Annotated in this window: 22 protein-coding genes and 1 tRNA gene; 8 read left to right on the top strand and 15 right to left on the bottom strand. The window is 60.5% G+C overall.

Translation table 11 applies throughout. From position 1 onward, the window contains the following. Window positions 1-36: 36 nt before the first annotated feature. The 3 genes from dop to IRY30_RS06000 all read right to left on the bottom strand — a co-directional run bounded on the left by dop (window position 37) and on the right by IRY30_RS06000 (window position 4,219). Window positions 37-1,596: a depupylase/deamidase Dop gene (gene dop / locus IRY30_RS06010; RefSeq protein WP_194556411.1), complete on the bottom strand. Its 1,560-nt coding sequence runs from the start codon at window positions 1,594-1,596 to the stop codon at window positions 37-39. A gap of 68 nt (window positions 1,597-1,664) precedes the next feature. Next, window positions 1,665-3,269 (bottom strand): proteasome ATPase, encoded by a 1,605-nt coding sequence (gene arc, locus IRY30_RS06005; RefSeq protein WP_194556410.1) that lies wholly within the window; start codon window positions 3,267-3,269, stop codon window positions 1,665-1,667. A 116-nt stretch (window positions 3,270-3,385) separates the two neighbouring features. After that, window positions 3,386-4,219 (bottom strand): tRNA (adenine-N1)-methyltransferase, encoded by an 834-nt coding sequence (locus IRY30_RS06000; protein ID WP_194556409.1) that lies wholly within the window; start codon window positions 4,217-4,219, stop codon window positions 3,386-3,388. Window positions 4,220-4,281: 62 nt separating this feature from the next. On the opposite strand from IRY30_RS06000, the gene IRY30_RS05995 reads away from it, so the two are divergent. Further along, on the top strand, window positions 4,282-5,106 hold the full coding sequence (locus IRY30_RS05995; RefSeq protein WP_194556408.1) for a RecB family exonuclease: 825 nt from the start codon (window positions 4,282-4,284) through the stop codon (window positions 5,104-5,106). Between the two features lie 78 nt (window positions 5,107-5,184). Here IRY30_RS05995 and aspA read toward each other — a convergent pair whose 3' ends face one another. The 3 genes from aspA to IRY30_RS05975 form a co-directional block, all read right to left on the bottom strand. Beyond that, window positions 5,185-6,726 carry an aspartate ammonia-lyase gene (gene aspA / locus IRY30_RS05990; protein WP_194556407.1) on the bottom strand — a complete coding sequence of 514 codons (1,542 nt, stop codon included), beginning with the start codon at window positions 6,724-6,726 and terminating at the stop codon, window positions 5,185-5,187. 182 nt (window positions 6,727-6,908) lie between these two features. Beyond that, a complete protein-coding gene (gene hisG / locus IRY30_RS05985; protein ID WP_194556406.1) occupies window positions 6,909-7,754 on the bottom strand; it encodes an ATP phosphoribosyltransferase in 846 nt (281 codons plus the stop codon). Window positions 7,755-7,875: 121 nt separating this feature from the next. Beyond that, window positions 7,876-8,880: a phosphoribosyl-ATP diphosphatase gene (locus tag IRY30_RS05975; protein WP_228502611.1), complete on the bottom strand. Its 1,005-nt coding sequence runs from the start codon at window positions 8,878-8,880 to the stop codon at window positions 7,876-7,878. A 78-nt stretch (window positions 8,881-8,958) separates the two neighbouring features. Between IRY30_RS05975 and IRY30_RS05970 the strand changes: the two genes are divergently transcribed. Continuing rightward, window positions 8,959-9,882: a thioesterase family protein gene (locus tag IRY30_RS05970; RefSeq protein WP_194556405.1), complete on the top strand. Its 924-nt coding sequence runs from the start codon at window positions 8,959-8,961 to the stop codon at window positions 9,880-9,882. Here the strand turns inward: IRY30_RS05970 and metH are convergent. The 4 genes from metH to IRY30_RS05950 all read right to left on the bottom strand — a co-directional run bounded on the left by metH (window position 9,879) and on the right by IRY30_RS05950 (window position 16,283). After that, on the bottom strand, window positions 9,879-13,514 hold the full coding sequence (gene metH / locus IRY30_RS05965) for a methionine synthase (RefSeq protein WP_194556404.1): 3,636 nt from the start codon (window positions 13,512-13,514) through the stop codon (window positions 9,879-9,881). The two genes, IRY30_RS05970 and metH, sit on opposite strands and share 4 nt — an antisense overlap. Window positions 13,515-13,562: 48 nt before the next feature. Beyond that, complete coding sequence (locus IRY30_RS05960) at window positions 13,563-14,024, bottom strand: hypothetical protein (protein ID WP_194556612.1); 462 nt, start codon at window positions 14,022-14,024, stop codon at window positions 13,563-13,565. A 51-nt stretch (window positions 14,025-14,075) separates the two neighbouring features. After that, complete coding sequence (gene mshC, locus IRY30_RS05955; RefSeq protein WP_194556403.1) at window positions 14,076-15,365, bottom strand: cysteine--1-D-myo-inosityl 2-amino-2-deoxy-alpha-D-glucopyranoside ligase; 1,290 nt, start codon at window positions 15,363-15,365, stop codon at window positions 14,076-14,078. Between the two features lie 81 nt (window positions 15,366-15,446). Beyond that, complete coding sequence (locus tag IRY30_RS05950) at window positions 15,447-16,283, bottom strand: undecaprenyl-diphosphate phosphatase (protein WP_194556402.1); 837 nt, start codon at window positions 16,281-16,283, stop codon at window positions 15,447-15,449. 189 nt (window positions 16,284-16,472) lie between these two features. Here IRY30_RS05950 and IRY30_RS05945 point away from each other — a divergent pair, with 189 nt between their 5' ends. Both IRY30_RS05945 and IRY30_RS05940 read left to right on the top strand, forming a co-directional pair. Continuing rightward, a complete protein-coding gene (locus IRY30_RS05945) occupies window positions 16,473-17,528 on the top strand; it encodes a YncE family protein (RefSeq protein ID WP_194556401.1) in 1,056 nt (351 codons plus the stop codon). A 66-nt stretch (window positions 17,529-17,594) separates the two neighbouring features. Then, window positions 17,595-18,707, top strand: a complete 1,113-nt coding sequence (locus IRY30_RS05940; protein WP_194556400.1) for a quinone-dependent dihydroorotate dehydrogenase — start codon at window positions 17,595-17,597, stop codon at window positions 18,705-18,707. Window positions 18,708-18,777: 70 nt separating this feature from the next. On the opposite strand, the gene IRY30_RS05935 is transcribed toward IRY30_RS05940, so the two are convergent. After that, window positions 18,778-19,329, bottom strand: a complete 552-nt coding sequence (locus IRY30_RS05935; protein WP_194556399.1) for a YbhB/YbcL family Raf kinase inhibitor-like protein — start codon at window positions 19,327-19,329, stop codon at window positions 18,778-18,780. Window positions 19,330-19,539: 210 nt separating this feature from the next. Between IRY30_RS05935 and IRY30_RS05930 the strand changes: the two genes are divergently transcribed. From IRY30_RS05930 to IRY30_RS05920, 3 genes are all read left to right on the top strand, one after another. Further along, a tRNA-Leu gene (locus IRY30_RS05930) sits at window positions 19,540-19,625 on the top strand. 4 nt (window positions 19,626-19,629) lie between these two features. Beyond that, window positions 19,630-20,367: a TVP38/TMEM64 family protein gene (locus tag IRY30_RS05925; protein WP_228502609.1), complete on the top strand. Its 738-nt coding sequence runs from the start codon at window positions 19,630-19,632 to the stop codon at window positions 20,365-20,367. Between the two features lie 26 nt (window positions 20,368-20,393). Then, window positions 20,394-21,071 (top strand): DNA-binding protein, encoded by a 678-nt coding sequence (locus tag IRY30_RS05920; protein WP_194556398.1) that lies wholly within the window; start codon window positions 20,394-20,396, stop codon window positions 21,069-21,071. On the opposite strand, the gene IRY30_RS05915 is transcribed toward IRY30_RS05920, so the two are convergent. Genes IRY30_RS05915 through IRY30_RS05905 form a run of 3 tightly spaced genes read right to left on the bottom strand, consistent with a single transcriptional unit; the run spans window position 20,968 to window position 23,571 of the window. Continuing rightward, window positions 20,968-22,254: an SPFH domain-containing protein gene (locus IRY30_RS05915; RefSeq protein WP_228502607.1), complete on the bottom strand. Its 1,287-nt coding sequence runs from the start codon at window positions 22,252-22,254 to the stop codon at window positions 20,968-20,970. The two genes, IRY30_RS05920 and IRY30_RS05915, sit on opposite strands and share 104 nt — an antisense overlap. Next, a complete protein-coding gene (locus IRY30_RS05910; protein WP_194556397.1) occupies window positions 22,255-22,695 on the bottom strand; it encodes an NfeD family protein in 441 nt (146 codons plus the stop codon). It lies immediately after the preceding gene. Window positions 22,696-22,719: 24 nt separating this feature from the next. Further along, window positions 22,720-23,571 (bottom strand): DUF3097 domain-containing protein, encoded by an 852-nt coding sequence (locus IRY30_RS05905; protein ID WP_194556396.1) that lies wholly within the window; start codon window positions 23,569-23,571, stop codon window positions 22,720-22,722. Between the two features lie 68 nt (window positions 23,572-23,639). Here IRY30_RS05905 and IRY30_RS05900 point away from each other — a divergent pair, with 68 nt between their 5' ends. Continuing rightward, entirely contained in the window at window positions 23,640-24,494 is an 855-nt protein-coding gene (locus tag IRY30_RS05900) for a hypothetical protein (protein ID WP_194556395.1), read from the top strand. Window positions 24,495-24,534: 40 nt separating this feature from the next. Here the strand turns inward: IRY30_RS05900 and IRY30_RS10425 are convergent, their stop codons facing one another. Further along, complete coding sequence (locus IRY30_RS10425) at window positions 24,535-26,391, bottom strand: DIP1281 family NlpC/P60 protein (RefSeq protein WP_309824947.1); 1,857 nt, start codon at window positions 26,389-26,391, stop codon at window positions 24,535-24,537. Window positions 26,392-26,767 lie beyond the last annotated feature (376 nt).

Genomic DNA, 26,767 nt, shown 5'->3' with positions numbered 1-26,767 from the left:
TAGTGTGTCCTATCTTAACGCGCGTACTTTCCCTTTTTAACCGACGCCACCCACCGCAGCCTCATTAATCTCCCCGATCCTGCGAACCAATTCCTCGAGACTCAGCTGCGCACCGGTCTCACCCAACACCTGAGCCTGGGTGAACTGGAGTGGCTCATCCATGCGGATCTGTGTCGCTGGATGCTGACCGTGGGCCAGATCCAGGATGAGGCTGTCCCAGTTGGCAGCCAAGATCTGCTCGGAGAAATTGCTCACCACATAGCCACGCAGCCAGGCGCGGGTGTCCGTGGGAGCGTTGATGGCTGCAGCCTCAATGTCTGCTGGATCGGCAAGCGTGCGCATCCTCCCCCGCTTCACAAGTGCGTGGTACAGGCTGCGGGCAGGATCGATGTCCGTGTACTGGATATCCAGCAGGGACAAGCGGGGATCTCCCCACTCCAATCCTCGGGCTCGATAGCCGTTGATCAGAGCCAATTTGGCAGTCCAGTCCAGCCTGTCCGCGGTGCTGAGCGGATCGGTGGCCAGCATGTCCAGGATCTCCTCCCATTCCTGAAGCACTCGCTGGTCATCATCGCTGAGCTGATCAGCGCTTTCTTGATCTGCGCCTACCTGATCAGCACCTAGCGTATTGCGCACTCGGCTCAGAATCTCCCGCTGCGTTTCGATGGCCGTGAGTGAGCGCTTGCCGTAGAAGTCCAGCGGCTGCGTGCACGTGAGATCCCGGGATACCTGGCGCACGGCTTTGACTGGCTCCAGTAGTTGGAGATCCGCGAAGTCAGCTCCCAGCGCTACTGCCTTGAGCACGAGCGCTGTGGAGCCGAACTTGAGGTAATTCGCGGTTTCGGCCATGTTGGCGTCGCCAATAATCACATGCAGCCGACGCCAGGAATCGGCGGTGGAATGAGGCTCATCGCGGGTGTTGATGATGCCACGGTTCAGCGTGGTTTCGAGGGACACGGTGGTCTCGATGTAATCAGCGCGCTGGGAAAGCTGGAACCCAGGCTCCTGACCCATCTGGCCCAGGCCCACGCGTCCCGAGCCGGTGAAGATCTGGCGGGTCACAAAGTGCGGGATGAGTGCTTGTTGGAGAACCTCGATGTCCAGCTCTCGTGGGTAGAGGTAGTTCTCGTGGGAGCCATAGCTGGCGCCCTTGCCGTCCACGTTGTTCTTGTAGATCTTCAGCTGCGGTTGGCCTTCCACCTGCCCGGCAGCCTGGGCGGCTCGGTGCATCACCAGATCCCCGGCCTTATCCCAGATCAGTGCGTCCCAGGCAGATGACACCTCAGGGGAAGAGTATTCGGGGTGGGCATGATCCACGTAGAAGCGTGCACCGGCGGAGGTGATCACGTTGGCTGCACCCAGGGCGTTGGGATCCAGGGAGGGGGCGGCGTTGGACCGGTAGCGACGCAGATCGAACCCGCGGATGTCCCGCAACGGGGACTCGTTGTGATAATCCCAGCGGGTGCGTCGGTTGATTCCGAGCCCGCTGGCCTGGGCATATGCCACCACGGCCTGGGTGGAGGTCTCGATGGGGCTGGCATCCGGCTGATCCACTGCCACGATGCCGTATTCAATTTCGGTGCCGATGATGTGCATGGATGAAACGTCCTCGTGGATGGGATGGAGCGGATTGGATGGAGTGAGCTGGATGGAGTGGATTGGAACTAGTGAACGGAGATATCAACCACGCGCTTGTTGCTGTGGCCGTAGATGCGAGCCCATTCTGCGGGGTTGGTGGTGTCCGGGAGATCCTCGTTGTCCCGGGCCTCCTCCTGCACCGCCGTGGTGATGTGTTCCAGGGTGAGCCCGGATGCTCCCTGCTGCTCGGACTTCAATGCTGCCTTGATGGCGGAGGTCTTGGCGCGATCCACGATGTTGGCCAACATCGCGCCGGAGACGAAGTCAGACCAGAAGAGATCCAGTGAGGATCCGTCACCGAAGTGGAGGGTGACATAGCGCTTGGCATCTTCGCGCTCGAAAATCTGGGACACGATGTGCTGGCGCAGGAACGTCGCTGCCTCATCTGCAGATCCGTGCTCCGCGACCAGGTCTGGGTGGATGGGGATGGAACCGGTCAGGTACTTGGAGAGGATATCCGCGGCACCTTCTGCATCGGGGCGTTCCACGCGGATCTTCACATCCAGGCGGCCGGGGCGCAGCACTGCGGGATCGATGAGCTCTTCGCGGTTGGAAGCACCGATCACGATCACGTTTTCCACCTGCTCAACACCGTCCAGCTCTGCCAGCAGCTGTGGCACCACGGTGGATTCCATATCGCTGCTCACACCCGTGCCACGAGTGCGGAAGATGGCTTCCATCTCATCGAAGAAGATGATGACAGGCTTGCCGGAGCTGGCCACGCGCCGGGCTTGCTCGAAGATCTGCCGCACCTGGCGCTCGGTCTCACCCACGAACTTGTTGAGCAGTTCTGGGCCCTTGATGTTGAGGAAGTAGGAGGACACGCGGCCACCTTCGCCCTCACTGCCGCCCTTGGCGCCACCGATCTGCTGGGCCAACGAGTTGGCCACTGCCTTGGCGATCAAAGTCTTGCCATTGCCGGGAGGGCCGTACAACAGCACACCCTTGGGTGGGCGCAAGCCATACTTCTCGTAAATTTCCGGGTGCAGGAACGGGAGTTCCACGGCATCCCGGATCTGCTCGATCTGCCTGGTCAAGCCACCGATATCCGAGTAGGACACATCCGGGACCTCCTCCAGAACCAGGTTGGAGACCTCCGTGCGTGGCACAGCCTCAAACGCCCAGCCGGAGCGGCGATCCACGATCACCGAATCCCCGGGAGTGATGTCCTTATTCACCACTGCCTTATGCAATGGTCCTGCGGCCTTCACCACGGTTTCCTCACCCAGCTTGTCAGCGATGATCAAGCGCTCGCCAACGATTTCCACGACCTGCGCGATATCGCCGGAGTCCTCCACCCCGGTGACCTCCACGACCTGCTGGCCTTCACCCAGTCGCACGGTGGCACCGGGCACCATCGTGGATTGATCAACCAGTGGAGATACGGGCACGCGCATGCGACGGTTAGCGGTGAAAACTTCCGCTTCCAGGCCCTTGTTCCCCACCGCGAGCAGGGTGCCATACGTGCTGGGAGGCTCCCCCAGAGCCTCCAGACGCCCGTGAATCTCCTCCAGCTTGTTGCGGCTGGACTGCAGCAATGTCACCAACTGTGAATTGCGCGCAGCGAGCGTGCGGTTGGAAGCCTGCAGCTCGTGTAAGGACTCGGTTTCGGACGATGGGTTCCCAGTCATGGATTACAGTTTACGCCCGGTGCATAGGCGGGAGTGTCATGGGTGGCGTCGAAAAATAAGGGAACGCTCACCTCACAACGTTGCCCCTGACGCCGTCGTTGCCACTGTTGCTGCGTTTAACGGCGGGCGCGGCGCTGTGGACGCGGTGCCACCACGCCATCGGTGAGGCGACGGGCAGAGATGAGGAATGCGGTGTGGGCATTCATGCGGTGCTCCGGGCGAGTCGCCAGCCCCTCCACCTTCCATTCGCGGACCAGGGATTCCCAGGCCTTGGGCTCAGTGAACGCCTTGGTCTCGCGGATGCCTTCCATGACCTTCATCAGCTGCGGAACCGTGGCCACGTAGGTGAGGAACACGCCGCCGGGAAGAAGGACGTCCTTGACCGTCTCCAGCATCTCCCACGGAGCCAGCATGTCCAGCAGCACGCGGTCTACCTGGCCAATTTCCTCTCTGCTGGCCTCATTGAGATCGCCCAAGCGCAGATCCCAGTTATCGGGGTGACCGCCCATGTAATCGGCCACATTATCCCGCGCGTACTCCAGGTGATCCTCGCGGATCTCATAGCTGATGAGCTTGCCGTGCTCGCCGACAGCGCGCAGTAACCACATGCTCATTGCACCAGAACCTGCGCCGGCTTCCAACACGGTGGCACCGGGGAAAATATCGCCTTCTACCAGGATCTGCGCTGCATCCTTGGGGTAGATCACGGCAGCGCCGCGGGGCATGGACAGCACGTGATCCACCAGCAAGTGACGGAAAATCAGGTACTCGCCGGCACCAGAGGACTTCACCACGATGCCCTCATCCTTACCGATGATGTCATCATGCTTGATCTCACCCTTGTGGGTGAAAAAGCTCTTGCCCTCCTCCAAAGTGATGGTGAAGTGGCGGCGCTTAGCGTCCGTGAGCTGCACGCGGTCGCCGGCAGTGAAAGGTCCTGAATAAGCCATGCGAGAATACTAACGTATGCCCGAGACAACGAACCTCGGGTGCTGCACGTTGAAAGGACCTCGTGACTTCCTCATCCTCCCCTGCCCCATTGAAGCTGGCGCTCTCCCCCTCTCGCGCAGGCGATTACAAGCAATGCCCGTTGCTGTATCGCCTCCGGGCCATCGATAAGCTCCCCGAGCCCAAGACGATTGCCCAGGTCAAGGGCACGTTGGTGCATGCCGTGCTGGAGAACCTGCACAAGTTGGAGCGCACCGAGCGCACCTATCCCGCGGCCGTGAAGATGCTCACGCCCGAATGGGAAAAGATGTGTGCGGAGGATGCCGAATTAACGGAGCTGGTGCCGGAGGAAGCCACCCGCGATTTCCTCATCGAGGCCCGCAGCCTGGTCAAAGGGTATTTCTCCATGGAAAATCCCATGGGATTCGACGCCCACGAGTGCGAAATGTACGTGGATACCGTGTTGCCCAACGGCGTTCCCGTCCGCGGGTTCATCGACCGCGTGGACGTGGCACCCACCGGAGAAGTTCGGGTGGTGGACTACAAAACGGGGAAAAAGCCCATCCCTCGTTTCTCGGAACAGGCCAAGTTCCAGATGCTGTTCTACGCCCTGGTGTGGTGGCGGATGTTTGATCACATCCCGGCGCAGCTGCGCTTGATGTATCTCAAGGTCTCCGACGATATGGTTTTGACTCCCGGGCCAGCGGAGTTGAACTACTTTGAGCGGGACCTGGGCCAGTTATGGGAGCGGATCCTGCGGGATGTGCGCTCCGGCGAGTTCGCCCCACGCACCTCCAAGCTGTGCGATTGGTGCAACCATCAGTCCATTTGCCCCGCATTCGGCGGAACCCCGCCGGAATACCCCGCCGAGAAAGTGGCGGGGATCTGAGCGGGGTTCTGTGGTGAGCCTGGTGCGTTGGGGTTTGGCGCCGGATCCTGTTCTGGATCCGGATGCCAGTTCTGGAAGCTAGTCCTTCTTCTTGAGAATTTCGCCCTGGTAGGTGGGGTTGAGCAGGTTTTCTGGGGAGAGAACCTTATCCACCGTCTCTTCATCCAGCAGTCCCTTTTCCAGCACCAGTTCACGCACTGATTTGCCGGTGGCGGCTGCTTCCTTACCGATCAGGTCACCATTGTGGTGTCCGATGAGTGGGTTGAGGTAGGTGATGATGCCGATGGAGTTGTTCACGTACTCCGTGGTGACATCCTTGTTGACCGTGATGCCCACCACGCACAGCGTGCGCAAGGTGTTGCAGGCGCGAGCCAGGAAACGAACCGATTCAAACACGCACTGCGCGATGACAGGTTCCATCACGTTGAGCTGCAGCTGACCGGCTTCTGCGGCCATGGTGACGGTGACGTCGTTACCGAAGACCTTGAAACAGATCTGGTTGACCACTTCCGGGATCACCGGGTTGACCTTTGCCGGCATGATCGAAGAACCAGCCTGGCGTGGGGGCAGGTTGATCTCGTTGTAGCCGGCGCGAGGGCCGGAGGACAGCAGGCGGAGGTCATTGCTGATCTTCGAGAGCTTCATGGCCACGCGCTTGACGGCTGCGTGGGCAGAAACATAGGCGCCACAGTCGCTGGTGGCCTCGATGAGATCGCGGGCAGGAAGGATTTCCAGCTCGCTGACCTCGGAAAGTGCGCGGGTGACGGCTTCCTGGTATCCGGGAGGGGTGTTCACACCGGTACCGATTGCGGTGCCACCCATGTTGACCTCACGCAGCTGAGCCTGCGCGCGCTCCAGCTGCAGGCGCTCCTCAGCGATGTTGTGGGCAAATGCCTTGAACTCCTGGCCCACGGACATCGGCACCGCATCCTGCAGCTGGGTGCGACCCATCTTCAGAATGTTTCCAAACTCCCGGCCCTTTGCATCAAATGCGCGCTCGAGGGCATCCAGGTGCTTGATCAGCTGGTCCAGGGCGAAGTGCAGGCCCAGACGGAATCCGGTGGGGTACGCGTCATTGGTGGACTGAGACATGTTCACGTGGTCATTGGGGTTGATCACGTCATAGGTACCCTTGGGGTATCCGAGGTGCTCCAGTGCAAGGTTTGCAATGACCTCGTTGGCGTTCATGTTCGTGGAGGTACCCGCACCGCCCTGGAACACATCGATGGGGAACTGATCCATCGCGATGTGGTTTTCCAGCATCTGATCGCAGGCCCAGATGATGGCATCTGCCTTCTCCTGCTCCAGCACGCCAATCTCGGAGTTCGCGATGGCCGCAGCCTTCTTCACCATGACCAGACCACGAATGAACTCCGGGATCTGGTTGATGCTGGTACGAGAGATTTGGAAGTTATCCACGGCGCGCAACGTGTGCACGCCGTAGTAGGCGTTCATTGGAACGTCCATTTCTCCCAGAAGATCTTCTTCCTGACGGAAGGTGGTGGCTTCACGAGCCTTAATGGAGTGGGTCTCCGCGTTGGTGATGATGTCCGTGGAGTGGACAACGTGGCCGGTAGCGGCGGATTCAGATTGAGGTGAGGGCTTGGGAGTGTTCTCCATGGTCAATGGCACATCCTTCTAAGTATCTGTTGGCTCAGCATCTGCTGGGAGGGAGTCTTTGAGGGTCAAAACATCTCGCAGTTCCCCACCCTAACGAAAATGCCCATTCCGGACATTGGGGGGATATGAGAAAGACGCCCACTGGGAAAAGCTGGGCGTCGAAAAAGAAGGAAAAGAAGAACCTAGATGCGGGCGATGCGAATGTCGCTGGCCAGGATCGCCTCAGCACCCATTGCGGAGAGGGAATCCATCAGAGAGTTGGCATCCTCGCGGGGAACCATCGCGCGCACGGCCACCCAATCGGCATTGGCCAGCGGCGAAACGGTCGGCGCGGACAGACCCGGGGTGGTGGCGGCGCAAGCATCCAGGTTGGCCCGGGACACGTTGTAATCCAGCATCACGTAATTGCGGGCGTGCAGGATGCCCTCAATGCGCTTGATCAGCACCTGCTGCTCTGGAGTGACCTCGTGGTTAACGCGGCCGATGATGACGGCCTCGGAAGTGATCAGTGCCTCACCGAAAGGCTTGAGTCCCTGCTGGCGCAAAGTGCGACCGGTGGACACCACATCGGCGATGGCATCAGCCACGCCAAGACGGATGGAGATTTCCACGGCGCCGTCCAGGCGGATGACCTCGGCATAAATCCCCCGCTCGTTGAGATCGCGGCGCACCAGATTCGGGTAGCTGGTGGCGATGCGCTTGCCCTGCAAAGACTCGATGCTCCACTCCTGCTCCTGTGGCGCAGCGTAGCGGAAGGTGGAATCTCCGAAGCCCAATTCCAGCAGCTCCTGGACCTCTTCGCGGGTGTCGGCGGCCAGGTCACGGCCGGTGATGCCCATGTCCAAGTGGCCGGAAGCCACGTAGATCGCGATGTCCTTCGGGCGCAGGAAGTAGAACTCCACCCCGTTGGCCTTGTCCTCCACCGTCAGGGACTTGGAATCTCCGCGGGTGGCATAGCCTGCCTCTTTGAGGATCTCGGTGGCGGTTTCGGAGAGAGAACCCTTGTTTGGAACGGCGACGCGAAGCACGATGAATTTCCTTTGCGGGAGGGCGAGGGCTGGAGTGGGGCGGCACCTCGCGGGAAGTGGACTGTGGGCTGGTGGGAAAGTTAAGGCCCGAGTCTAAAAGTCCTCAGGCTAAAAGTGCGGTTTAAAGATTCCGGTAAATATCTTCGGGAGTCAGGCCACGACCCACCATGACCACCTGCAACCAGTAGATCAGCTGGGAAATCTCACCGGCGAGTTCCTCATCGGACTCGTACTCGGCGGCCAGCCAAACCTCTCCGGCTTCCTCCACGATCTTCTTGCCCTGGAAATGCACACCGGCATCCAGCGCCTGCACGGTGCCGGAACCTTCCGGGCGCTGTTCAGCCTTCTGTCGCAGTTCGGCAAAGAGGGAATCGAAGTTCTTGGGCTCATTCACATCGCTCATTATCTCACGAGGATTGCTCCGAGGTGGCCGTTGCCCCAAGACTTCATAGATCTCCCGCAGGTCCTCGAGCTGGAAGCCACCCAGGTCTTGCCTTCCCGGGCGGATCTCAGAAAGCTCCGTGACCGCCTCTGGCACGATGATTCCCGGCTCCAGTGGCACACCCAGAACGCGACAACCCGCGGTGAACGCGCTGTTCATACCCGCTGTGGAATCCTCCACCACCAAACACTGATCCGGCTCTGTTTTCATGCGGGCCGACGCCTCCACGTAGATATCCGGAGCTGGTTTACCAGTCGGGACTTCATCTCCGCACAGGGTGAATGCGAAGCAATCCTCCCCCAAGGTGCGGTACATGGACTGCAGAGCGATATCGGTGAGGTGGCGGGTGGTGTTGGTGACCAGGGCCATGGGGATCCCGGCGGCTTTGGCTTCCGCGATGAGCTGTGGGACTCCTGGGCGGAACTCCAATTCCCCGCTCAAGAGCTCTTCCATGGTGCTGATCATGAACTGCTTCCAGTGCGCAATCATCGCATCGTTGATATCTAATCCGGCCCAAGCGGCGCAGGTGCGGATGGTGTCCGACAACGTACCGCCCACGGTTTGCGCTCGAACCTCCGCGGTCAAGGGGCGGCCCATCTTCTCCCCCATCCCGTAGGTGGCTTGCCCCCACAGGTGCTCGGTGTTAACTAGCGTGCCGTCCATATCCCACAGAATTGCTTTCATGATGCAGCTAACCCTATGGCACCGTTTCTTTCCTCGCAGCAGAGCCCTCGCCCGTACAGTGTGAGCCAAGGAGGAATTATGACGCAGAACACATCTGGCACTAGCGAGGAAACTCGGGATTCCGCGACGAGTTACTTCAAGCTTGATCGCGCTGAGCCTGCTGCTGGTTCGACCGCTGCTGAAGCGCAGAGCGCAGCAGGCGAGGCCGCGACTACCTGGGATTTCACGGCCACGGAGCTGACCGCCAGCCCCTGGGGCGAGGGTTTTCAGCACGGTTCTCCCCCGGCAGCACTCATCGCTTTCCTTTTGGAAGCAGGTGCGCAGGAAGCTGGTCTGGATCCCACCCGCGGGCGATTCGCCCGGATCTCAGTTGATCTACTCGGGGCAGTCCCGTTGGGAGCTCTCCAAGGACGCACCACCGTGATTCGTCCGGGCAAGCGCATTAGTCTTCTGGAAGCCATCGTCACTGATGCGAATGGCCGGGAATGTATCCGCGGCCGGGGATGGTGGCTGATCGGCAGTGATACCACCGCGGTGGAGCGCTCGGTGGCGGAAAAGATCCCCGGGCCAGAGAAAGGCCGCCCCGCCACGCAGTGGCTCGAGCACTGGAGCAGTGGATACATCGATTCCATCGATGTGATCCAGGTTGACCTCCCCGAAAAGCAACCTGGCTTCGCGCAGGGTAACGCGTTTGCGTATTGGGCACGCAGCACTTTCCCCACCATGGCGGGTTACATTGACACCCCGTGGACTCAGCTGATGAAGATTGTGGATATCGCGAACGGACTGAATCCACAACTGCTGAGTGTGCAGGAATGGACGTACATGAACGTGGAAATGTCCGTGAATCTCCACCGCTTGCCCGTGGGCGAATGGACGGGGATCGTGGCGGAGGCCAATCACGGGCCAGATGGTATTGGCACCACCATTGCCCGGATCTATGACACCTCCGGCCCCATCGGTGCCGTGACCCAGGCGATCATGCTGGCACCCGCCAGTTAGACGTTGAAGTACTTCGCCTCTGGGTGGTACAGCACAAACGCGTCCGTGGATTGCTCTGGGTGCAGCTGCAATTCCTCGGAAAGTACCACCCCGATCCGCTCTGGCTCCAGCAGCTCCACCAGCTTGATGCGGTCTTCCATATCCGGGCAGGAACCATAACCGAAGCTGAAGCGCGCGCCGCGGTACTTCAGGTCGAAGAACTCCTCGGTGTTATCGGCATCCTCTGCGCTGACCTGGCGCCCCTTGGCTTCGCCTTCATCCAGCACCAGCTCGCTGCGGATGCGCGCGTGCCAGTACTCGGCCAGCGCTTCCGTGAGCTGCACACCCGCCCCGTGCACCTCGAGGTATTCGCGATAGGAATCCTTGGCAAAGAGCTCATTGGCGTAATCCGCGATTGGTGCACCCATGGTGACCAGCTGGAACGGCCACACATCAACCTGGCCGCGCTCCACTGCGAGCTCGCGGGAGCGCACAAAGTCCGCGATATTGAGGAAGCGGCCACGCTGCTGGCGTGGGAAAGTGAAGCTGGCCACGGGCTCGGCTGTGGGGTCTGGCTGTTCGCCGGATGGCGGCGTCGGCAAAATATGAACGGTATCGCCTTCCGAAACGGCGGGGAAATAGCCGTACACCACGGCCGCATGATCCAGCACACCCTGAGATTTCAGGGTGTCCAGCAACGCACGCAATCGGGGCTTGCCCTCGGTCTCCACCAGCTCTTCGTAGGTTGGCCCGCCCTCACCGCGGCTGGCCTGCAGGCCCCACTGGCCGCGGAACAAGGCGCGCTCGTCCAGGAAAGGCAGGTATTCCTGCAGGCTGAGGCCCTTGACGATGCGCGTACCCCAGAACGGAGGGGTGGCCACGGGTACGTCAGCTGCGACGTCCGAGCGCTCCGGCACCTCCACGGGAACGGCTTCGGCCTTGCGCTTTTCCGCGATAGCCTTGGAACGCTCACGGCGAGCGCGGCGCTCCTCCTTCTTCTTGAGCGCAGCCTCGGATTCCTCAGTGTGCTCGCCACGCAACCCGGCCATGATTCCGCTCAGGGTAGAAAGCGCCTCGAAGGCATCCTTGGAGTAGTACACATCGCCTTCGTAAACCTCGCTGAGGTCATCCTCCACATAAGGCCTGGTCAGCGCAGCACCACCGAGCATCACCGGGATATGAGACTTGCCCAGGCGGTTTAGCTCCTCCAGGTTCTCCTTCATGATCACCGTGGATTTCACCAGCAGCCCGGACATGCCGATGACGTCCGCGTTGTGCTCCTCGGTGGCTGCAAGGATGTTGCTGATCGGCTGCTTGATGCCGATATTCACCACTTCATAACCGTTATTGGAGAGGATGATGTCCACCAGGTTCTTGCCGATATCGTGCACATCGCCCTTCACCGTGGCGATCACCATCTTGCCCTTGGAGCTGGATTGCCCCTCAGCCACCGCTTCCATGTGTGGCTCCAGGTGAGCCACCGCGGCCTTCATCGTCTCGGCTGATTGCAGCACGAAAGGCAGCTGCATTTGCCCGGAGCCGAACAGATCGCCCACGGTCTTCATGCCCGCCAGCAGGTCTTCATTGATGATCGCCACGGGATCTTTGTCCTGCATGGCCTCATCGAGGTCATTGGTCAGGCCGTTGCGGTCGCCGTCGATGATGCGCTGGGCCAGGCGCTCCAGCAGTGGCAATGCGGCCAGCTTCTCCGCGCGCTCATTTTTTGCCGACGCCGCACTGACCCCCTCGAACAGCTGCATGAAGACCTGCAGCGGGTCATAGTCTTCGCGCCTGCGGTCATAAACCATATCCAGCGCGACCTGGCGTTGCTCTTCATCGATCCGGTTCATGGGAACGATCTTCGAGCTGTGGGCGATGGCCGTATCCAGGCCCGCCTCCACGCACTCATTGAGGAACACGGAGTTGAGTACCTGGCGGGCAGCGGGGTTCAAACCGAAGGAAATATTGGAAAGGCCCAGCGTGGTGTGGATCTTGGGGTGGCGCTTTTTCAGCTCCCGGATGGCCGCGATGGTTTCAATTCCATCCCTGCGGGTCTCCTCCTGCCCGGTGGAGATGGGGAACGTGAGGCAGTCCACGATGATGTCTTCTTCCGGCACTCCCCAGGAACCGGTGATATCCGCGATGAGACGCTCGGCGATCTCCACCTTCTTCTCGCAGGTACGAGCCTGTCCCTCTTCATCAATGGTCAGGGCGACCACGGCCGCGCCGTGTTGCTTGGCCAGGCGCATGATCTGCTGATAGCGGGAATCTGGCCCATCGCCGTCCTCGAAGTTCACGGAGTTCACCGCGCTGCGGCCACCGAGGTGCTCCAGTCCAGCGCGGATCACGGCGGGTTCGGTGGAGTCGATCATCACCGGCAGGGTGGAGTTAGTAGCCATGAGGGCGGCCAGGGTCGCCATGTCATCCACACCATCGCGGCCCACGTAGTCAATACAGAGGTCAACCAGGTGAGCACCATCGCGCACCTGGTCTTTGGCGATCTCCAGGCACTTCTCCAGGTCCCCGGACAGCATGGCCTCGCGGAATGCCTTGGATCCATTGGCGTTTGTTCGTTCGCCAATCATGGTTACGCCAGTTTCCTGGGTCAGTGGCATGGCCTGGTAAAGAGAGGCGACGAAGTTGTTGTGCTGCGGGTGGCGCTCGGCCTGCACAGCGGGCTCAAGGCCTTCCCCATCCCCCAGCACGGCATCGCGCACCGCAGAGATGTGCTCCGGCGTGGTGCCACAGCAACCGCCCACCATGGAAAGGCCGTAGTCCTGCACAAATCCGCGCAACGCAGTCCCCAGCTCGGGAGCTGTCAGCGGGTATTCAGCACCGTTGGCGCCCAGCACGGGCAGACCGGCATTGGGCATCACGGAAACGGGCAGCGTGGTGTTCTGCGAGAGGTAACGCAGGTGCTCGTTCATTTCTTCGGGGCCGGTGGCACAGTTCATGCCGATCATGTCGATGCCCAGTGGCTCCAGCGCCGCGAGTGCTGCGCCGATTTCCGAGCCGAGCAGCATGGTGCCGGTGGTCTCCACGGTGACGTGGACCACGATGGGAATTGCCGTGCCCAGTTCTTCAAAGGCCAGCTTCGCGCCCAGAACAGCGGCCTTGACCTGCAGCAAATCCTGACAGGTCTCAATGAGCAGCGCGTCCGCTCCAGCCTTGACCATGCCGCGGACACATTCCACGTAGGCATCGCGCAGATCCGTGTACGGCGCATGTCCCAAGGAAGGCAGCTTGGTACCCGGGCCGATGGAACCGACCACAAACCGGGGAGTTCCGTCCGCTGACGGGCCCATTTCATCGGCCACTTCGCGCGCAATGGCCGTGCCCTTGAAGGCCAGCTCTTCGATGCGATCCTGGATATCGTAATCCGCCAAGTTAGGCAGGTTACAGCCGAAAGTGTTGGTTTCCACGAGATCGGCACCGGCCTCGAAGTACCTGCGGTGAATATCCCGCAGCACATCGGGGCGGGTGTCATTCAGGATCTCATTACAACCCTCGAGACCCAGGAAGTCACGATCCAGATCGAGCTCCACATCCTGCAACTGGGTGCCCATGGCGCCATCGCCAATGAGGACGCGGCGCTGCATGGCCTGGAGGAATGGGTGATCCGGGGAAGCCTGGGAGAATTCTTGAGTAAGCATTAACTAGACAGCTTAGTACACAATGCCCCCAGCCCAAGCGAGGAGCTACTACTCGGAGTAGTTGTCGATCATTTCGCTCACGTGGTTGACCACTACGCGGGGCTCAGCACCCGCCTTTTCGGACACGGCGCGCAGGATCTCGTTGAGATCGGAGATTTCCTCGTCTTCCAGCACTGCATCTTCGTGCGCCGCAGACAGTGACAGCAGCGCGTTCACTTCCTTGGTGATTGCAGAGATCACGGCCACGGTCTGGGGCGAAGGCGCATCGTCTTCCCCCTCGGCTTCGTCTGCGGAACTATTCACTGATGGAGTGTTCGCAGCATTGGCGGCTGGCACCTTGGCGGCGGAGCTGATCAGAGAATCGATGATCACTCGAGCTTCATCCACCACGGATTCCGGGTACGGAGCTTCCCAGAACTCCTTGTCCTCATCTCGCAGGTAGCTGCCGGTGGCCATGGAGTGCAGGTTTTCGATGAAAGAATCGCGAGCCTGCGTGATCTGATTGCTCATTGAACATTTCCCTTAATCTGTGAAAGCGCGGAAGAGAGATTCTCCGCCATCCTAACGTGCTAACCGGACACCCAGCAGGGCGAAGAGTGCGTCATTAATTTTCGACGCCACCGCGCGCTCTTTGCCAGCGATAACCGCATGGGCCCACGTATCCATCACCTGCAGTGCGCCCGGGGTATCCAAATCCTGGGCCAGACAGGCTCGCAGCTCACTGACGAGCCGCTCGGAAGAATCCGCACCGGCGGCTTCGAGGTCAGCAGCGCTCTCTTCGTTGTCATCCAGGCTGTTAAAGGCCTTGCGCCATAGTTCCAGGCGCTCGTTTGCTTCGCGCAGGATCTCCGCTGACCAATCGCGATCAGCCCGGTAGTGAGAGGCGAACACTCCCAGTCGGATTGCGGAGGGATCAGTGCCCTCCTCCACCAGTTTGTGCACGAAGACCAGGTTGCCCAGAGACTTACTCATCTTGGTGCCCTCCAGGCCGATCATCCCCGCGTGCACATAATGGTGCGCCATCCGGGAACAACCAGTGGCTGCCTCAGCGTGAGCCGCGGAAAACTCGTGGTGCGGGAATCGCAGATCAGAGCCTCCGCCTTGAATGGCGAAAGGCGTACCCAAGCGGTTGAGCGCAATGGCGGAGCACTCCACGTGCCACCCTGGTCGGCCAGCGCCAAAGGGAGCATCCCACTGTGGCTCCCCCTCACGGTGAGCCCGCCACAGCAATGCGTCCAGAGGATGCCGCTTGCCCGCGCGCTCGGGATCCCCTCCCCTTTCTGCGAAGAGCTCGTTCATGGTGGATTCGTCATAACGAGACTCGTATCCGAACTGCTCGGTGAACGTGTAATCCGCGTACACGTCCGGATATTCGTCTCCACTGAGTTGGTAGGCAGCGCCCTTTTCCAACAAGCGGTTGACCAGTTCCACCACCTCATCGATAGATTCAATCGCCCCGATGTAATCCCGTGGCGGGATGACGGAGAGCTGCTCCATGTCAGAACGGAACAAATCAGTTTGGCTGTTACCCAGCTCTTTCCAGTCCACCCCATCGCGCTCGGCGCGCTCGAAGAGCGGGTCATCCACATCGGTGATGTTCTGCACATAATGCACCGATTGACCACTGCTCAGCAGGTAGCGATTGATGAGGTCGAACGTGAGATACGTCGCCGCGTGACCCAGGTGCGTGGAATCATAAGGGGTGATGCCGCAGACATACATTCCCACGTCTTCGGAAGGATCCCCCGGGAGCTCCACGGGCTTGATGGAATCGTCCGCTGTGTCATAGAGGGAGAGAGCGGGGAGGTTCCCCTCGAGTATCGGGATGGAGGGGTTCGGCCAAGAATGCATGATGCCTACTCTAACGATCGTCGAGACAAGGGGGTCGAGACAAGGGGGTTAAAGCCGCGTGGCCTCAGGCTCCTGAGACTCCTAAGGCTGCAGCACTCCCAGACCCAGCAGCAGCATGACCAGCAGGCCTACTGGGATGCGCCAGGCCGCGAACCACGCGAAGGAATGGTTCGCCACGAAGCGAAGCAGCCACGCGATGGATATGTAGCCCACCACAAACGCGATACTGGTACCCACCAACAGCTGCAGCGCAGAGGCGGATTGACCGGCTTCGGGGTTGAAGGCGTCGGGCAAAGAAAAAATTCCGGAAGCCAGCACGGCCGGGATGGCGAGCAAGAAGGAAAAACGAGTTGCCACCTCGCGATCCAAGCCGAGGAACAAGCCGGCAGAGACGGTGCCGCCAGAGCGGGATACACCGGGGATCAGCGCCAGGCACTGGGCTAGGCCCATCCAGATGGCATCGCGCATCCGCAGCTTGTCGAAACTGCGCTGTTTTGAACCGAACTTCTCCGCGATGATGAAGACAAAGGAGAACAGCACCAACATGGAGGCGGTGATCCACAGATTGCGTAGGTTGTCCCGGATCAAGTCCTTACCCAGGTAGCCGAGCAGGCCCACGGGGATGGTACCCGCGATGACCATCCAACCCATGCGGTAATCGAAGTCGCGCTTGGAGCTATCGAACAACCCGGCAAACCAGGCCTTGATGATGCGGAAAATGTCCTTGGCGAAGAAGACCAGCACAGCCAGCTCGGTACCCAGTTGAATGACCGCGGTGAACGAGGCGCCGGCATCTTCACCCCAGATGAGCTGGGAAATGATGCGCAAGTGGCCAGAGGAAGAAACGGGAAGGAACTCCGTTAAGCCCTGGACGAGGGAGAGGACAATGGTCTGTGCCCATGACAGGTCTGAAGTCATGAGCACAGACCATACACCCACCCCATGGGGATGCTCAGATTCGAAACTCCTACTGGTAGCGTGGATGCTGTGAAAAAGCTCGGAACTGCCCCTTTGCCCCACTTCGCTAAACGCCCACGTACCAGCAGAATTGCTGTGGGAACGGTGCTGCTCGCCAGTGGGCTGATATTGGCAGGATGCACCCAGCAAATGCTCGGGGACAATGGGGATGAATCCGCGGAGCAATCGGATCGCCCATTGGCAGGTGAAGCGTCCACCCCGGATCCTTCCCCGCAGGCCAAGAAGGATTTGCCGGGTGCCCAGGGTGAAGCCGCGCCGGGCATCAAGGACGTGGTGTCCGTGGAGCGCTCCGGAAACCAGGATCGCATCGCGGTGTTGCGCGAAGGCAGCTTGAGCATTGGTGCGCCCGATGACGTATTGCGCGCAGATGCGAAGATCGTGGAGGTGGACAAGAGCTGTCACAACTTGAGCACCTCCGCCAAGGGCGTGGCCGTGGCCTGCCAGGATGCGCTGCTCGAGTTTGGCCCAGATGCCAAGGAGCTGAAGAACGTGCACGTGGAGGGTCTGGTGAGCTCTGGCACGTTCGCGGACACGGGCAAGGCCGTGGCCGGTGCGGAGGGCAGCGACAAGATCCAGTACTTCGACGCCGAGGGTAACAACACCGGTTCCGAAGTCGTGACCGCTAATTCGGATGAGACCCTGCTCATTAACGCGGGCTCCGGCGAGCCACAGCGCGCCGCGGTAATCGACCGCAGCCAAACCTCGATCAGCGATATCGACATTGACAATGCCGCTAACAATGCAGCGTTGCGCATTGGTCAAGGCGTGGGCGAAGCTGCGGATGGACGTGGGGACGATGGCGTGATCGTGGCCTCCGACCACCGCCAGCAACAGGTGCAGATCTTCAGCATGCTGGATGTGGTCCGCCTGCATCAGGAAGCTCCAGTGGGCCCCTCCCCATGGGCTGTGCGCTGGGATTTTGACCGGCAGATCGCCTGGGTCTCCACCACCGGAGACAACCAGCTCACCGGCTACCGGATCAATTCCGGCACTCCCCTGCCCGTGGCTCAGTTCGACACCATCGCGGATGTGCGATCAATCATTGATTCCCCGGACGGCGAATTGCTGCTGATCAGCGAGGATGGGGAATGGCAGAAGCTGGAGACCGGGGATATTGACCAAGGTTTGGAGCGGGGCGTGGACACCACCGAGGAATTCGGCACCCGTCCGATCGCCGAGAAATAACCGAATAACTACCGACGGGCCGCCGCCTGAACCCGCCATTGAGAGACTGAAAGTGACGTGCCAGCCATGAAGGCTATCGAAACCCTGCGCATTCGCGCCTATGAAGCAGCGCTGAATCAGATGTTCCGCCTTCGGCCGGAACGAATCCACGGGCTGATGTCTCAGGCCCTGGAAGTCGTCAGCGATTCACAGGTGTTGCAGAACGCTTTGCGTCGCCTCCTGGTGGTGCAGGATCCCGCTTTGGCCCAGGACGTGGCGGGAATCCACTTTCCCCGTCCACTCGGCCTGGCAGCTGGTTTCGATAAAGACGCCAAAGAGGTCAATGCCTGGGGACCCGTGGGCTTCGGATACGCCGAAGTGGGCACCCTGACCTCCGTGGGCCAGCCTGGCAACCCCACCCCGCGCTTGTTCCGTCTCAAAGAGGATCGCGCGATCCTCAACCGCATGGGATTCAACAACGAGGGCATCATCGGCGCCACCCAGCGTCTGCGTGAGCGCACCACCCCGGAACCCATCGGCGTGAACCTGGGCAAGTGGAAGCGCACGGATGCCTCCATCGCGCACAACGATTACAAGAACTCCGCCCGGGTCATTGGGAATGACGCTGATTACCTGGTCATCAACGTCTCTTCCCCCAACACCCCGGGCCTGCGGGACTTGCAGGCCGTGGAATCCCTTCGCCCCATCATTGAGGCCGTGCAGTCGGTGAATGATCGCCCGTTGTTCGTGAAGATTGCCCCCGATCTTTCCGACGCCGACATCGCCGAAGTCACAGACCTCGCCATCGAACTGGGTGTGACTGGCCTGATCGCCACCAACACGACGATCTCTCGCGCAGGTTTGCAAACCAGCGATAGTTACGTGGCAGCCCTGGGCGCGGGTGGAATTTCCGGTGCTCCCGTTGCAGCCCGCTCTCTGGAGGTACTGCGGTTGATCGCTGAGCGTGCCAACGGGAAATTGGTGCTGATCAGCGTGGGTGGAATCGAAACCCCTGCCCAGGCATGGGAGCGCATCGCTGCCGGAGCCACCTTGATTCAGGGATACACGCCCTTCATCTACGGTGGCCCGGACTGGATTCGCGCCATCCACAAGGGAATCTCCGCACAGCTGAAAGCCCACGGCTTAAGCTCTGTGAGCCAAGCCGTGGGCAGCCAGTTGCCGTGGACTTTGCAGGGCTAGCCGGCAGGACTAGCCAGCGAGGCTAGACACCAGCGTTAACCAGCATTAACCAGCAGGGTCTAACGAGGTATTAGTTTTCCGTCCAACCCCAGATGATGCCACGGGCGGTGGCATTGAAGTTGAGGTTGAATCCCAACTTGGTGGCGGTTTCGGAATCATCGATGTCCAGCTCGTCGTCCACGGAGTGCACGGCGTACAGGTAACGGTGAGGGCCGTGACCCTCTGGGGGCTGCGCGCCGTAGTAACCGCGGGAGCCACTATCGCCCTTGAGCGCGGCGGCGCCCTCTGGCAGGCCAGTCAGCTCCTCATCACCGGCATTGAGCGCAAGTGAGGTGACATCTGCGGGGATGTTGAACACTGCCCAGTGCCAGAAGCCGGAGGCCGTTGGCGCATCGGGGTCAAAGCAGGTCACAGCGTAAGTCTTGGTGCCTTCTGGGCCCTTCTCCCAGGACAGCTGCGGGGAGATGCTGTCTCCACACTGTGCTGCGGGGAGCTCATCGCCATCGTTGAAGGACGCGCTGGTGACTTCCAATGGTGGCAGATCCGCGAGTGGTGCGTAGGGATCTGGGCCGGGGAAGCGATCATCAATGTAGGTGGGCTGGTGTTGTTTCTGATTGCTCATGACATCCAACGTAGCGAAAAGCAGGAATGGGCGCAGCCAGTTCGGTAGGCGAAATCGTGCAGTTTTTCGGCTGAATTTTCTCTGGGCAAGCAAGATTTATTGCGCTCCAAGCCCGCCTGTTACCTGCGTGTTTGTTTAATGTGGGTGTCTAACGCTAGAGTGATTCCTCGTGCATAGGGCGCGGTGAATACCGTGTCAGATGCCCACCCTGTCCGGGTGGCGGAATGGCAGACGCGCTAGCTTGAGGTGCTAGTGTCCTATTAACGGACGTGGGGGTTCAAGTCCCCCTCCGGACACAATATGTCTAAAAAAGACAACTTCCTTGCCCGCACCAAGCGGGCTTTTTCTGTACTCCAGCGCCGCATCGCTGCGATGAGCGCAAAGAGCAAGATAGTCGGCTTGGCAGTCATTGTGCTGCTGGCCGTTTTCGTGTTTCTGGTGCCTGTCCCCTCCACGCTGCAGATCCGCGAATGGGTGGAAGCCGCCGGCGTGTGGGCACCGGTTGCCTACCTGGTTCTCATGGTGGGCTTCACCCAGCTACCCATCCCCCGCACCGTGTGGACCATCGCCGCGGGCATCATGTTCGGTCCCGTTGCCGGATCCATCTTGGCGATCTCCGGCCTGGCGCTGTCCGCCAGCCTCTCTCTGGTGCTGGTGCGTTTGCTCGGCAGGCCATGGGTGGAGAAGAAGGCCGCGGGCGACCAGCGCCTAGAGCTGCTCAGCGAGATCGTGGTGAAGCGCGGTTGGGTGGCCGTGCTGGGACTGCGCATGGTTCCGGCCGTTCCGTTTTCCCTGTTGAACTACGCCTGCGGACTCTCCAGCATTCCCGTCCTGCCGTACCTGCTGGTCACGGTGGCCGGATCCGCCCCCAACACCATCGCTACGGTATTAGCCACGGACGCCCTGGCCTCCGGAGGAAGCCCGTGGATTCTCCTGCTCTCGGTGGTGGTTGTCTGCACTGGATTCCTGCTCTCCATCAGGGAATTCACCCAATGGATGCGCGTGCTCAAACACCCCGCCCAGGCATCCGAAATCTAGGTGTCAAGCCGGAGTAAAATAGCCTCATGTTTGCAATTCGCGCCTCCTATCGAGGACATTCTCGACGCCGCAGCGCGTACGTCCGAGACGTTGCTCAAGCCCTCGGCCAATCCCCCGCTGTACTCTCCGAACGGGTGTTGGGTGTGGAGGATTTCGTCTGCGTGGTGCCTGGTCCGGAAGAGGCCGGTGGAGTGGTGATGAGCCTGCTCCAAGCGGGAGATTTCGCCATTGGGATTGGGGCGATTGCGGGGCTGCACGGGGTGGCGTCGACAAACGAAGAAGCACATGGGGATGAAGAGGATCTGGAGGCTGCCGATTACCACTCCGAACTGCACGAAGAATGCATGGGAGCGGCGGGTCGAGCACTGGAGCCGAAGCAGCGCGCCAGTGCGGTCAATGTACGCATAGAAAAACCCGGGCCAGGTGGAGTTCTGGCACCGGGTAAGGCCGTGGATATCGCGGAGGATATCGCAGCGGCGTTTTCGCTACTGGCTCACGTGCTGGCGCGGAGAACCAAAGAAGGCAGGGAGGCCACGGCAATGCTGCGGGCCGGGCACCTGCAATCTGAGGCGGCGCAGATCGTGGGGATCAGTAAACAGGCTATGAGCCAGCGTCTGGCTGCTGCGGGTTGGCAGGCTGAGCAAGCGGGCTGGAACCTGGCTGTCCATATGTTGGCTCGGATTGACGAGCTTCCAGCGACTTAGGTTCATCCGCCTGCACGCCCGTCTGTTCATCGAGCTGCGACGTTGAGCGACCGACTGCAGTGGAGTTACGAAGCGGAGCCTCATCAACATCCACTGGCTTCTTGGCCTGCTCGTTGGCCTGAGCCACGGCAGCGGCGATCTCCGGGGCGGATTCGGTATTGAACCAATCTGCGGGATCGGATTCCTCGGCGAGATCGCGGGTGTGCTGATCCACCTCGGAAGGCTCGTAGCGGAACACTCCGTCCTCATCCTGCTTGCTGAGCGCCTTGGCGAACTGCTCCAGGGAATCGCCGAACTGCATGGGGATGAGCCAGGTCTTGTTGGAAGACCCCTTGGCCATCTCCGGAAGCTTCTCCAGGTACTGATAAGCCAGCACATCCGGGGTGATCTGCGCTGCCTTGATGGCGGCATTGACCTTCTGGATGGCCTTGGCATCGCCCTGCGCCTTCAGGAACTTCGCGGCACGTGCACCTTCGGCGCGCAGCATGGTGGCCTGGCGCTCAGCCTCTGCGGCGAGAATCTGGGCTGCCTTGTCACCCTCAGCGGAAAGGATGCGCGCCTGCTTGGCGCCCTCTGCGGTCTTGATATCCGATTCGCGGCGGCCCTCTGCGGTGAGGATGGTGGCGCGCTTTTCGCGCTCCGCCTTCATCTGCAGCTCCATGGACTGCTGGATGGATGGTGGTGGATCAATGGCCTTGAGCTCAACGCGGGAAATGCGTAGACCCCAACGGGTGGTGGCCGCATCCAGCTCGCCACGCAGGCGACGGTTGATGACGTCGCGGGAAGTCAGGCACTCCTCCAGGGTCATGCCACCCACCACGTCACGCAGCGTGGCCACGGAAATCTGCTCCACGCCCACGATGTAGTTGTTCACGCCGTAGATGGCGCGGGCGGGATCGTTGATCTGGAAGGTCACCACGATATCGATGGCGACAGTCAGGTTGTCCTGGGTGATCACTGCCTGGGGTGGGAAGCTGACCACCTGCTCGCGGGTATCAATCCGTTCGCGAACTTTATCCACGAATGGGATCAACAGGGTGAGTTCGCCGGAGACAGTGCGCTGCCACTTTCCCAGACGCTCAATCACCGCAGCTTCACCCTGCGGGATCAGCGCGATGGACTTAATGAGGATTAAGACCACTAAGACAATGAGAACGATGATTAATAAGCCGGATATTGACATCTAGATTCCCTTCCACACCACAGCTGTGGTGCCGTCAATTTTGAGTACTTGAACCTCTTCACCAGGCGAGAATTTTTCCCCTGGATGGGCCGCCCGGGCGCTCCACAATTCCCCGGCGATCCGCACCATGCCCCCATCGAGGGAAGCATCCGTGACTGGATCCACCACAGAGGCCGTGTGGCCCTCTAATTCTTTTGGTGAGAAATCGCGGTCGTTGAGACTTTGCTTGAGCCGACGGCGCAGAATCGGGCGCAATCCCGCCAGTGTGAGTAGTGCTGAGATCGAAAAGGCTGCCACTTCTGCCCACAACGGCACATCCGCGATAGCCACTCCTGCGGTGAAAAGGGCGGCTATGGCGAGCATGAGTAGGGAGAAATCCATGACAGCTAGCTCAGCAATTGCCAGAACAACCGCGACCGCAAACCAAATCAGAGGACCCATAGTCTCCACCCTATGGAAGATTCCCTACTCTTGCGGGACGGTGACGAAATCGATCAGCCGCTCCACCGCTCCGATGAGCGTGGAATCTAGATCCCGGAAGGAATTGACGGAGCGGTAGACGCGTCGCCAGCCATCCTGCGGTGAGCCCCATCCCAGCCGATCGCACACCCCGGTCTTCCAATCCTCCCCCCGCAGTACCTGCGGCCAGGCGGGGATCTTGACGCTGCTGGGCTTGACCGCCTCCCAGATATCTACATAAGGGTGGCCAGTGACCATCACGTGGGGACCCAGGTTCTGCGTCATGCGTGCTTCCTTGGTGCCCGCGATGAGGTGGTCTGCCAGTACACCAACCCTTCGCTCAGCGGTGGGCTGGAACTCGCGAAGCCGCTCCTCCAAGTTGTCCAAGCCCTCGAGGAACTCCACCACCACGCCCTCCACACGGAGGTCGTGTCCCCACACTTTTTCCACGATTGCGGCATCGTGCACACCCTCCACCCAGATCCGGGATGGAGCCGCCACCTTGGCCTGCACCCCTTCTACGCGTCGCGATCCGGAGTTCGAACGAGTGGGCTGTGAGGGAATCAACCTGGGATCTACATAGCGAGTCAAGGTTATTCGCTTGCCTTCCAGCAGGAAGCCACCGGGCCGAAGCTTGAACAAACGGCTGGCTCCGTAGCGGTCCTCCAGGCGGATGAAGTCCCCATCCGCGGTCCGCTCGCCACCGATGATCCCGCCCACGAACTCATCGCCAAACACCTCCACCACCATGTCCAGCTCCGGGCGCACCTCGGGAAAACTCACGGGTTGCCTGCGGCTGTGCCCCTGCAGGATGTCTGCGGAATAGGGGTCGCGGGAAGAGAAATCACGGGGAGTCATAAGCCAGCATTCTAGGTCACGGCCCCTCGGGTTGGGTCTAGCGAACCAGCCGGGCTATTTTAGGTCTCATGTCTTATCCCGAACCCACGCAGTTGCGCGATCAACTGTGGTCTCCCGTGCAAAACTCAGCCCTCTGGCTGGGTTGGTGGGTTCATCAGGTGATCAGTACGGACCTTTTGTTGGATGCTTTCCGGTCCGTTCAGGGCCCTGTTCAGCTTCTCGACGCCACCTCTGCCCTCACCGCGGGAATCGCCTCCACCGAGGAATTGTCTGGAGCCACGGCTCCCCTGGGTGATCTCCTCCGACTGGTGCGCAGGGTGACTGATGATGTCCCCGTTAGCGCGGACTCACGACCTCTCGTGGGATTGGTGCTGGCTGGGCATGGTGACGTTCCGGCGCTGCCCGCCGGTTCCGCTGCCGCCGAGGCAGTGCAGCGGTGTGGAGCGGGAATCACCTTGGCGGATACGGATCCAAACACCATTCATGTGCTGGTGCCGGAGATGAAATACAGCGAGTTTCACGAGTCCGAGGCAGTGTTCTGGCAGTGGTTCGTGGCGCAGGGCCCGGTGCCACATCTGCCCTTCTACTCCCCTGGCGAGGCTGATGAGCATCTGCGCGAGGCAATGGATCGAGCCGGTGAGCTGGTGGCGAACTCTGGCCAATCCCAGCTGCGACGCCCAGATGTGCGCCTGGAAGTGGGAACGCTGGCGGATGCCTTCGGCCTCCCAGGGCTTCCACCTGGGGTTTCTTTGCGGGCTTCCCGCCTGTTGGCGCGGGCTGATTATGTTTCTGCAATCGTAGAAACGGCCCGCACCAGTGATGCGGGCCGTTCCTTTGATCCCATGCTCTTGCCCCTCTTGCGCACTATCCGGGCGGCCAGGATGACCGCCGTGGATTACGCGTTTCGGGAGTTAGTGCGCTGAGTTAAAGCTAGTGCGCTGAGTTAACTAGCGCTGAGTTCTCTTACTCGATCAGGCGAACGGCCATCGGGGTCATGCCGCCGTAGCGCACGTCGCTGACGCGGACGGTGGAGCCGGACTGTGGAGCTTCCAGCATCTGTCCATCACCGAGGTAGATGGCCACGTGCTGGCTGCCGCCCGCACCCCAGAACAGCATGTCGCCACGCTTGATCTGTGAGGTCGGCACCTGACGGCCAGCCGTGTACTGACTACCGGAGTAGTGATCCAGGGTGATGCCTGCAGCCGCGAAGGCGTACAGGGTCAGGCCGGAGCAGTCGAAGCCGATCTTGGCGTAATCGCCGTAGCCATCAGCCACGCCACCATCGCGGATACCCAGCGTAGGACCGTACTTGTTGCCGCCACCCCACGCGTAGGTCACTCCGAGCTGAGACATGCCTCGAGCAATGACCTTTTCAATGCGCTCGGATGCAGTGCCGGACGTGTTGCCGGGAAGACTACCGGTTCCAGGGGTTCCCGGAGTGGTGGGAATGGTGGGAACCGTCGGGGTGGTCGGCGTGGTGGTGGAAGGAGTACCAGGAGTACTTGGCGTGGTCGGAGTGGTTGGCGTGGTGGTCGACGGCGTACCCGGAGTTGTAGTCTTCGGCGGGTTCAGCGTGGATTGTGCCTGGTCATACTGCTCACCAGCGGCTTGGCGACCCGCAGCCAAGGCTGCATTGACTGCGCTGCCCTGGTCACCATTGGCGGAATAAGAGTTGAATCCGGCCATTGCCGCTGCTCCACCGGTTGCCAAGAGACCGTTGATGGCCAGCTGACGCTGCTCATCGCCCTCCGCAGAACCAGCGAAATCTGCTCCGGTGGGAAGCTCGCGCAACCCGGTATCGCCACTGTATTGTTCCACGGCTCCTGCAGGACTTGCTGGACCTGCGGGAGCAACCGGGTTTTGTTGTGGCGCAGCTGAGTTGTTGTCTTGCTCGGTCTTGTTCTGCTCGGCAGAATCCTGCTGGGTGTCCGTAGCCGAGTCAGCGGCATCAGCAGGCGCGGAGGCTGGTGCTTCGTCCTTCGCGGCTGCTGGAGCCTTGCTCTCGGCGTTGTCCGCGGCGGCTTCCGCTGCGCGACGCTTATCGAAAGAAGTGGCATCTGGCTTGGTGTTGGCCAGCGTGTCCACTGCAGAGCGAGCTGCATCCAGACGCTTTTGCGCCAGGTCGCGGTCCTTGATCAGCGCCTGCAGCTGCGCATTCTTTTCCTGTACCTGCTTCTGCGCATCGGCCAGTGCCGTGCGCGCCTCGTTGTGCAGGCGGATGGCTTCGTTGACCTTGGAGTTCGCATCATTGCGGTTGTCCCGCAGTGCAGACTCCTCGTTCGCGGTCTGGGTACGAGCCAGATCCAAACGATTTACAGTCTTCTGCTGCTGCTCAGTAGCGCTGCGAATAAAGCTGGCGCGATCCAGCGTGTTTGCCACGGCATCGCCACCGGCTGCCAAAGTCACTGGAGAGGCATCGCCACCCGTGGTGTAGGCAGAGCGGGCGATCTCATCGAGTTCCTTTTGGGCGTCGGTGACGGCCACATCTGACTCTCCGAGTCGTCCGCGAGCATTTTCGACGCCGTCCTGGGCTTCCTGGGCAGAGGCGCGAGCCTTATCCAGATCCACCCGAGCCTTGTTGGCGCCTTCACGAAAGCCGCCCATCTCCAGTTCGAGATTGGCGACTGCGTTTTGGGAATCCGTGACGTCGTTAACCAAAGAGGCGAGGTATGCCTCAGCTGTCACTGCCTCCTCAGCCTGTGAGGGGTGAATGGCCATTTGCATGGACAGTCCTGCGGTGACTGCGCACGCCAGCAGGACGCGCGACGATCGAGCGATCGGCAGCGCCTGCAGACGGCGTGTTGGTGAACTGTGAAGCACGGTGTTTCTCCTGGTTTGGTCGAATTGCGACGGGAGGCACCTTCGGTCCTGCTGCCCTCACTTCCCCGCGAGGGCAGTACAGGTCCCGTGTGGAGACCTTTTCTTATGACTCGCACTCCCAGGGTTGGGATATTTGAGACATAAAAAAACACATGAGACCTAAAAGGTCACTATGTGATCATCCCGTTACAAATGATGACAAGAGAACCATATGACCCAAAAGAAACCAGAGTGAACTCTATTCACGTGAGTAACATCCGAAACACTGGATTCATTAGTCACGTCATTACCCTTGACCAGCGATAACTAGAGATCCTTAACGAAGTGTGATTTGCATCACATTTTGAGGATTGGGCGGCGTGGTGCCTTGAGTGTG

The organism is Corynebacterium suicordis DSM 45110 (assembly GCF_015351405.1).
Classification (GTDB): Bacteria; Actinomycetota; Actinomycetes; order Mycobacteriales; family Mycobacteriaceae; genus Corynebacterium; species Corynebacterium suicordis.
This window is presented reverse-complemented; position numbering and strand designations above follow the sequence as displayed.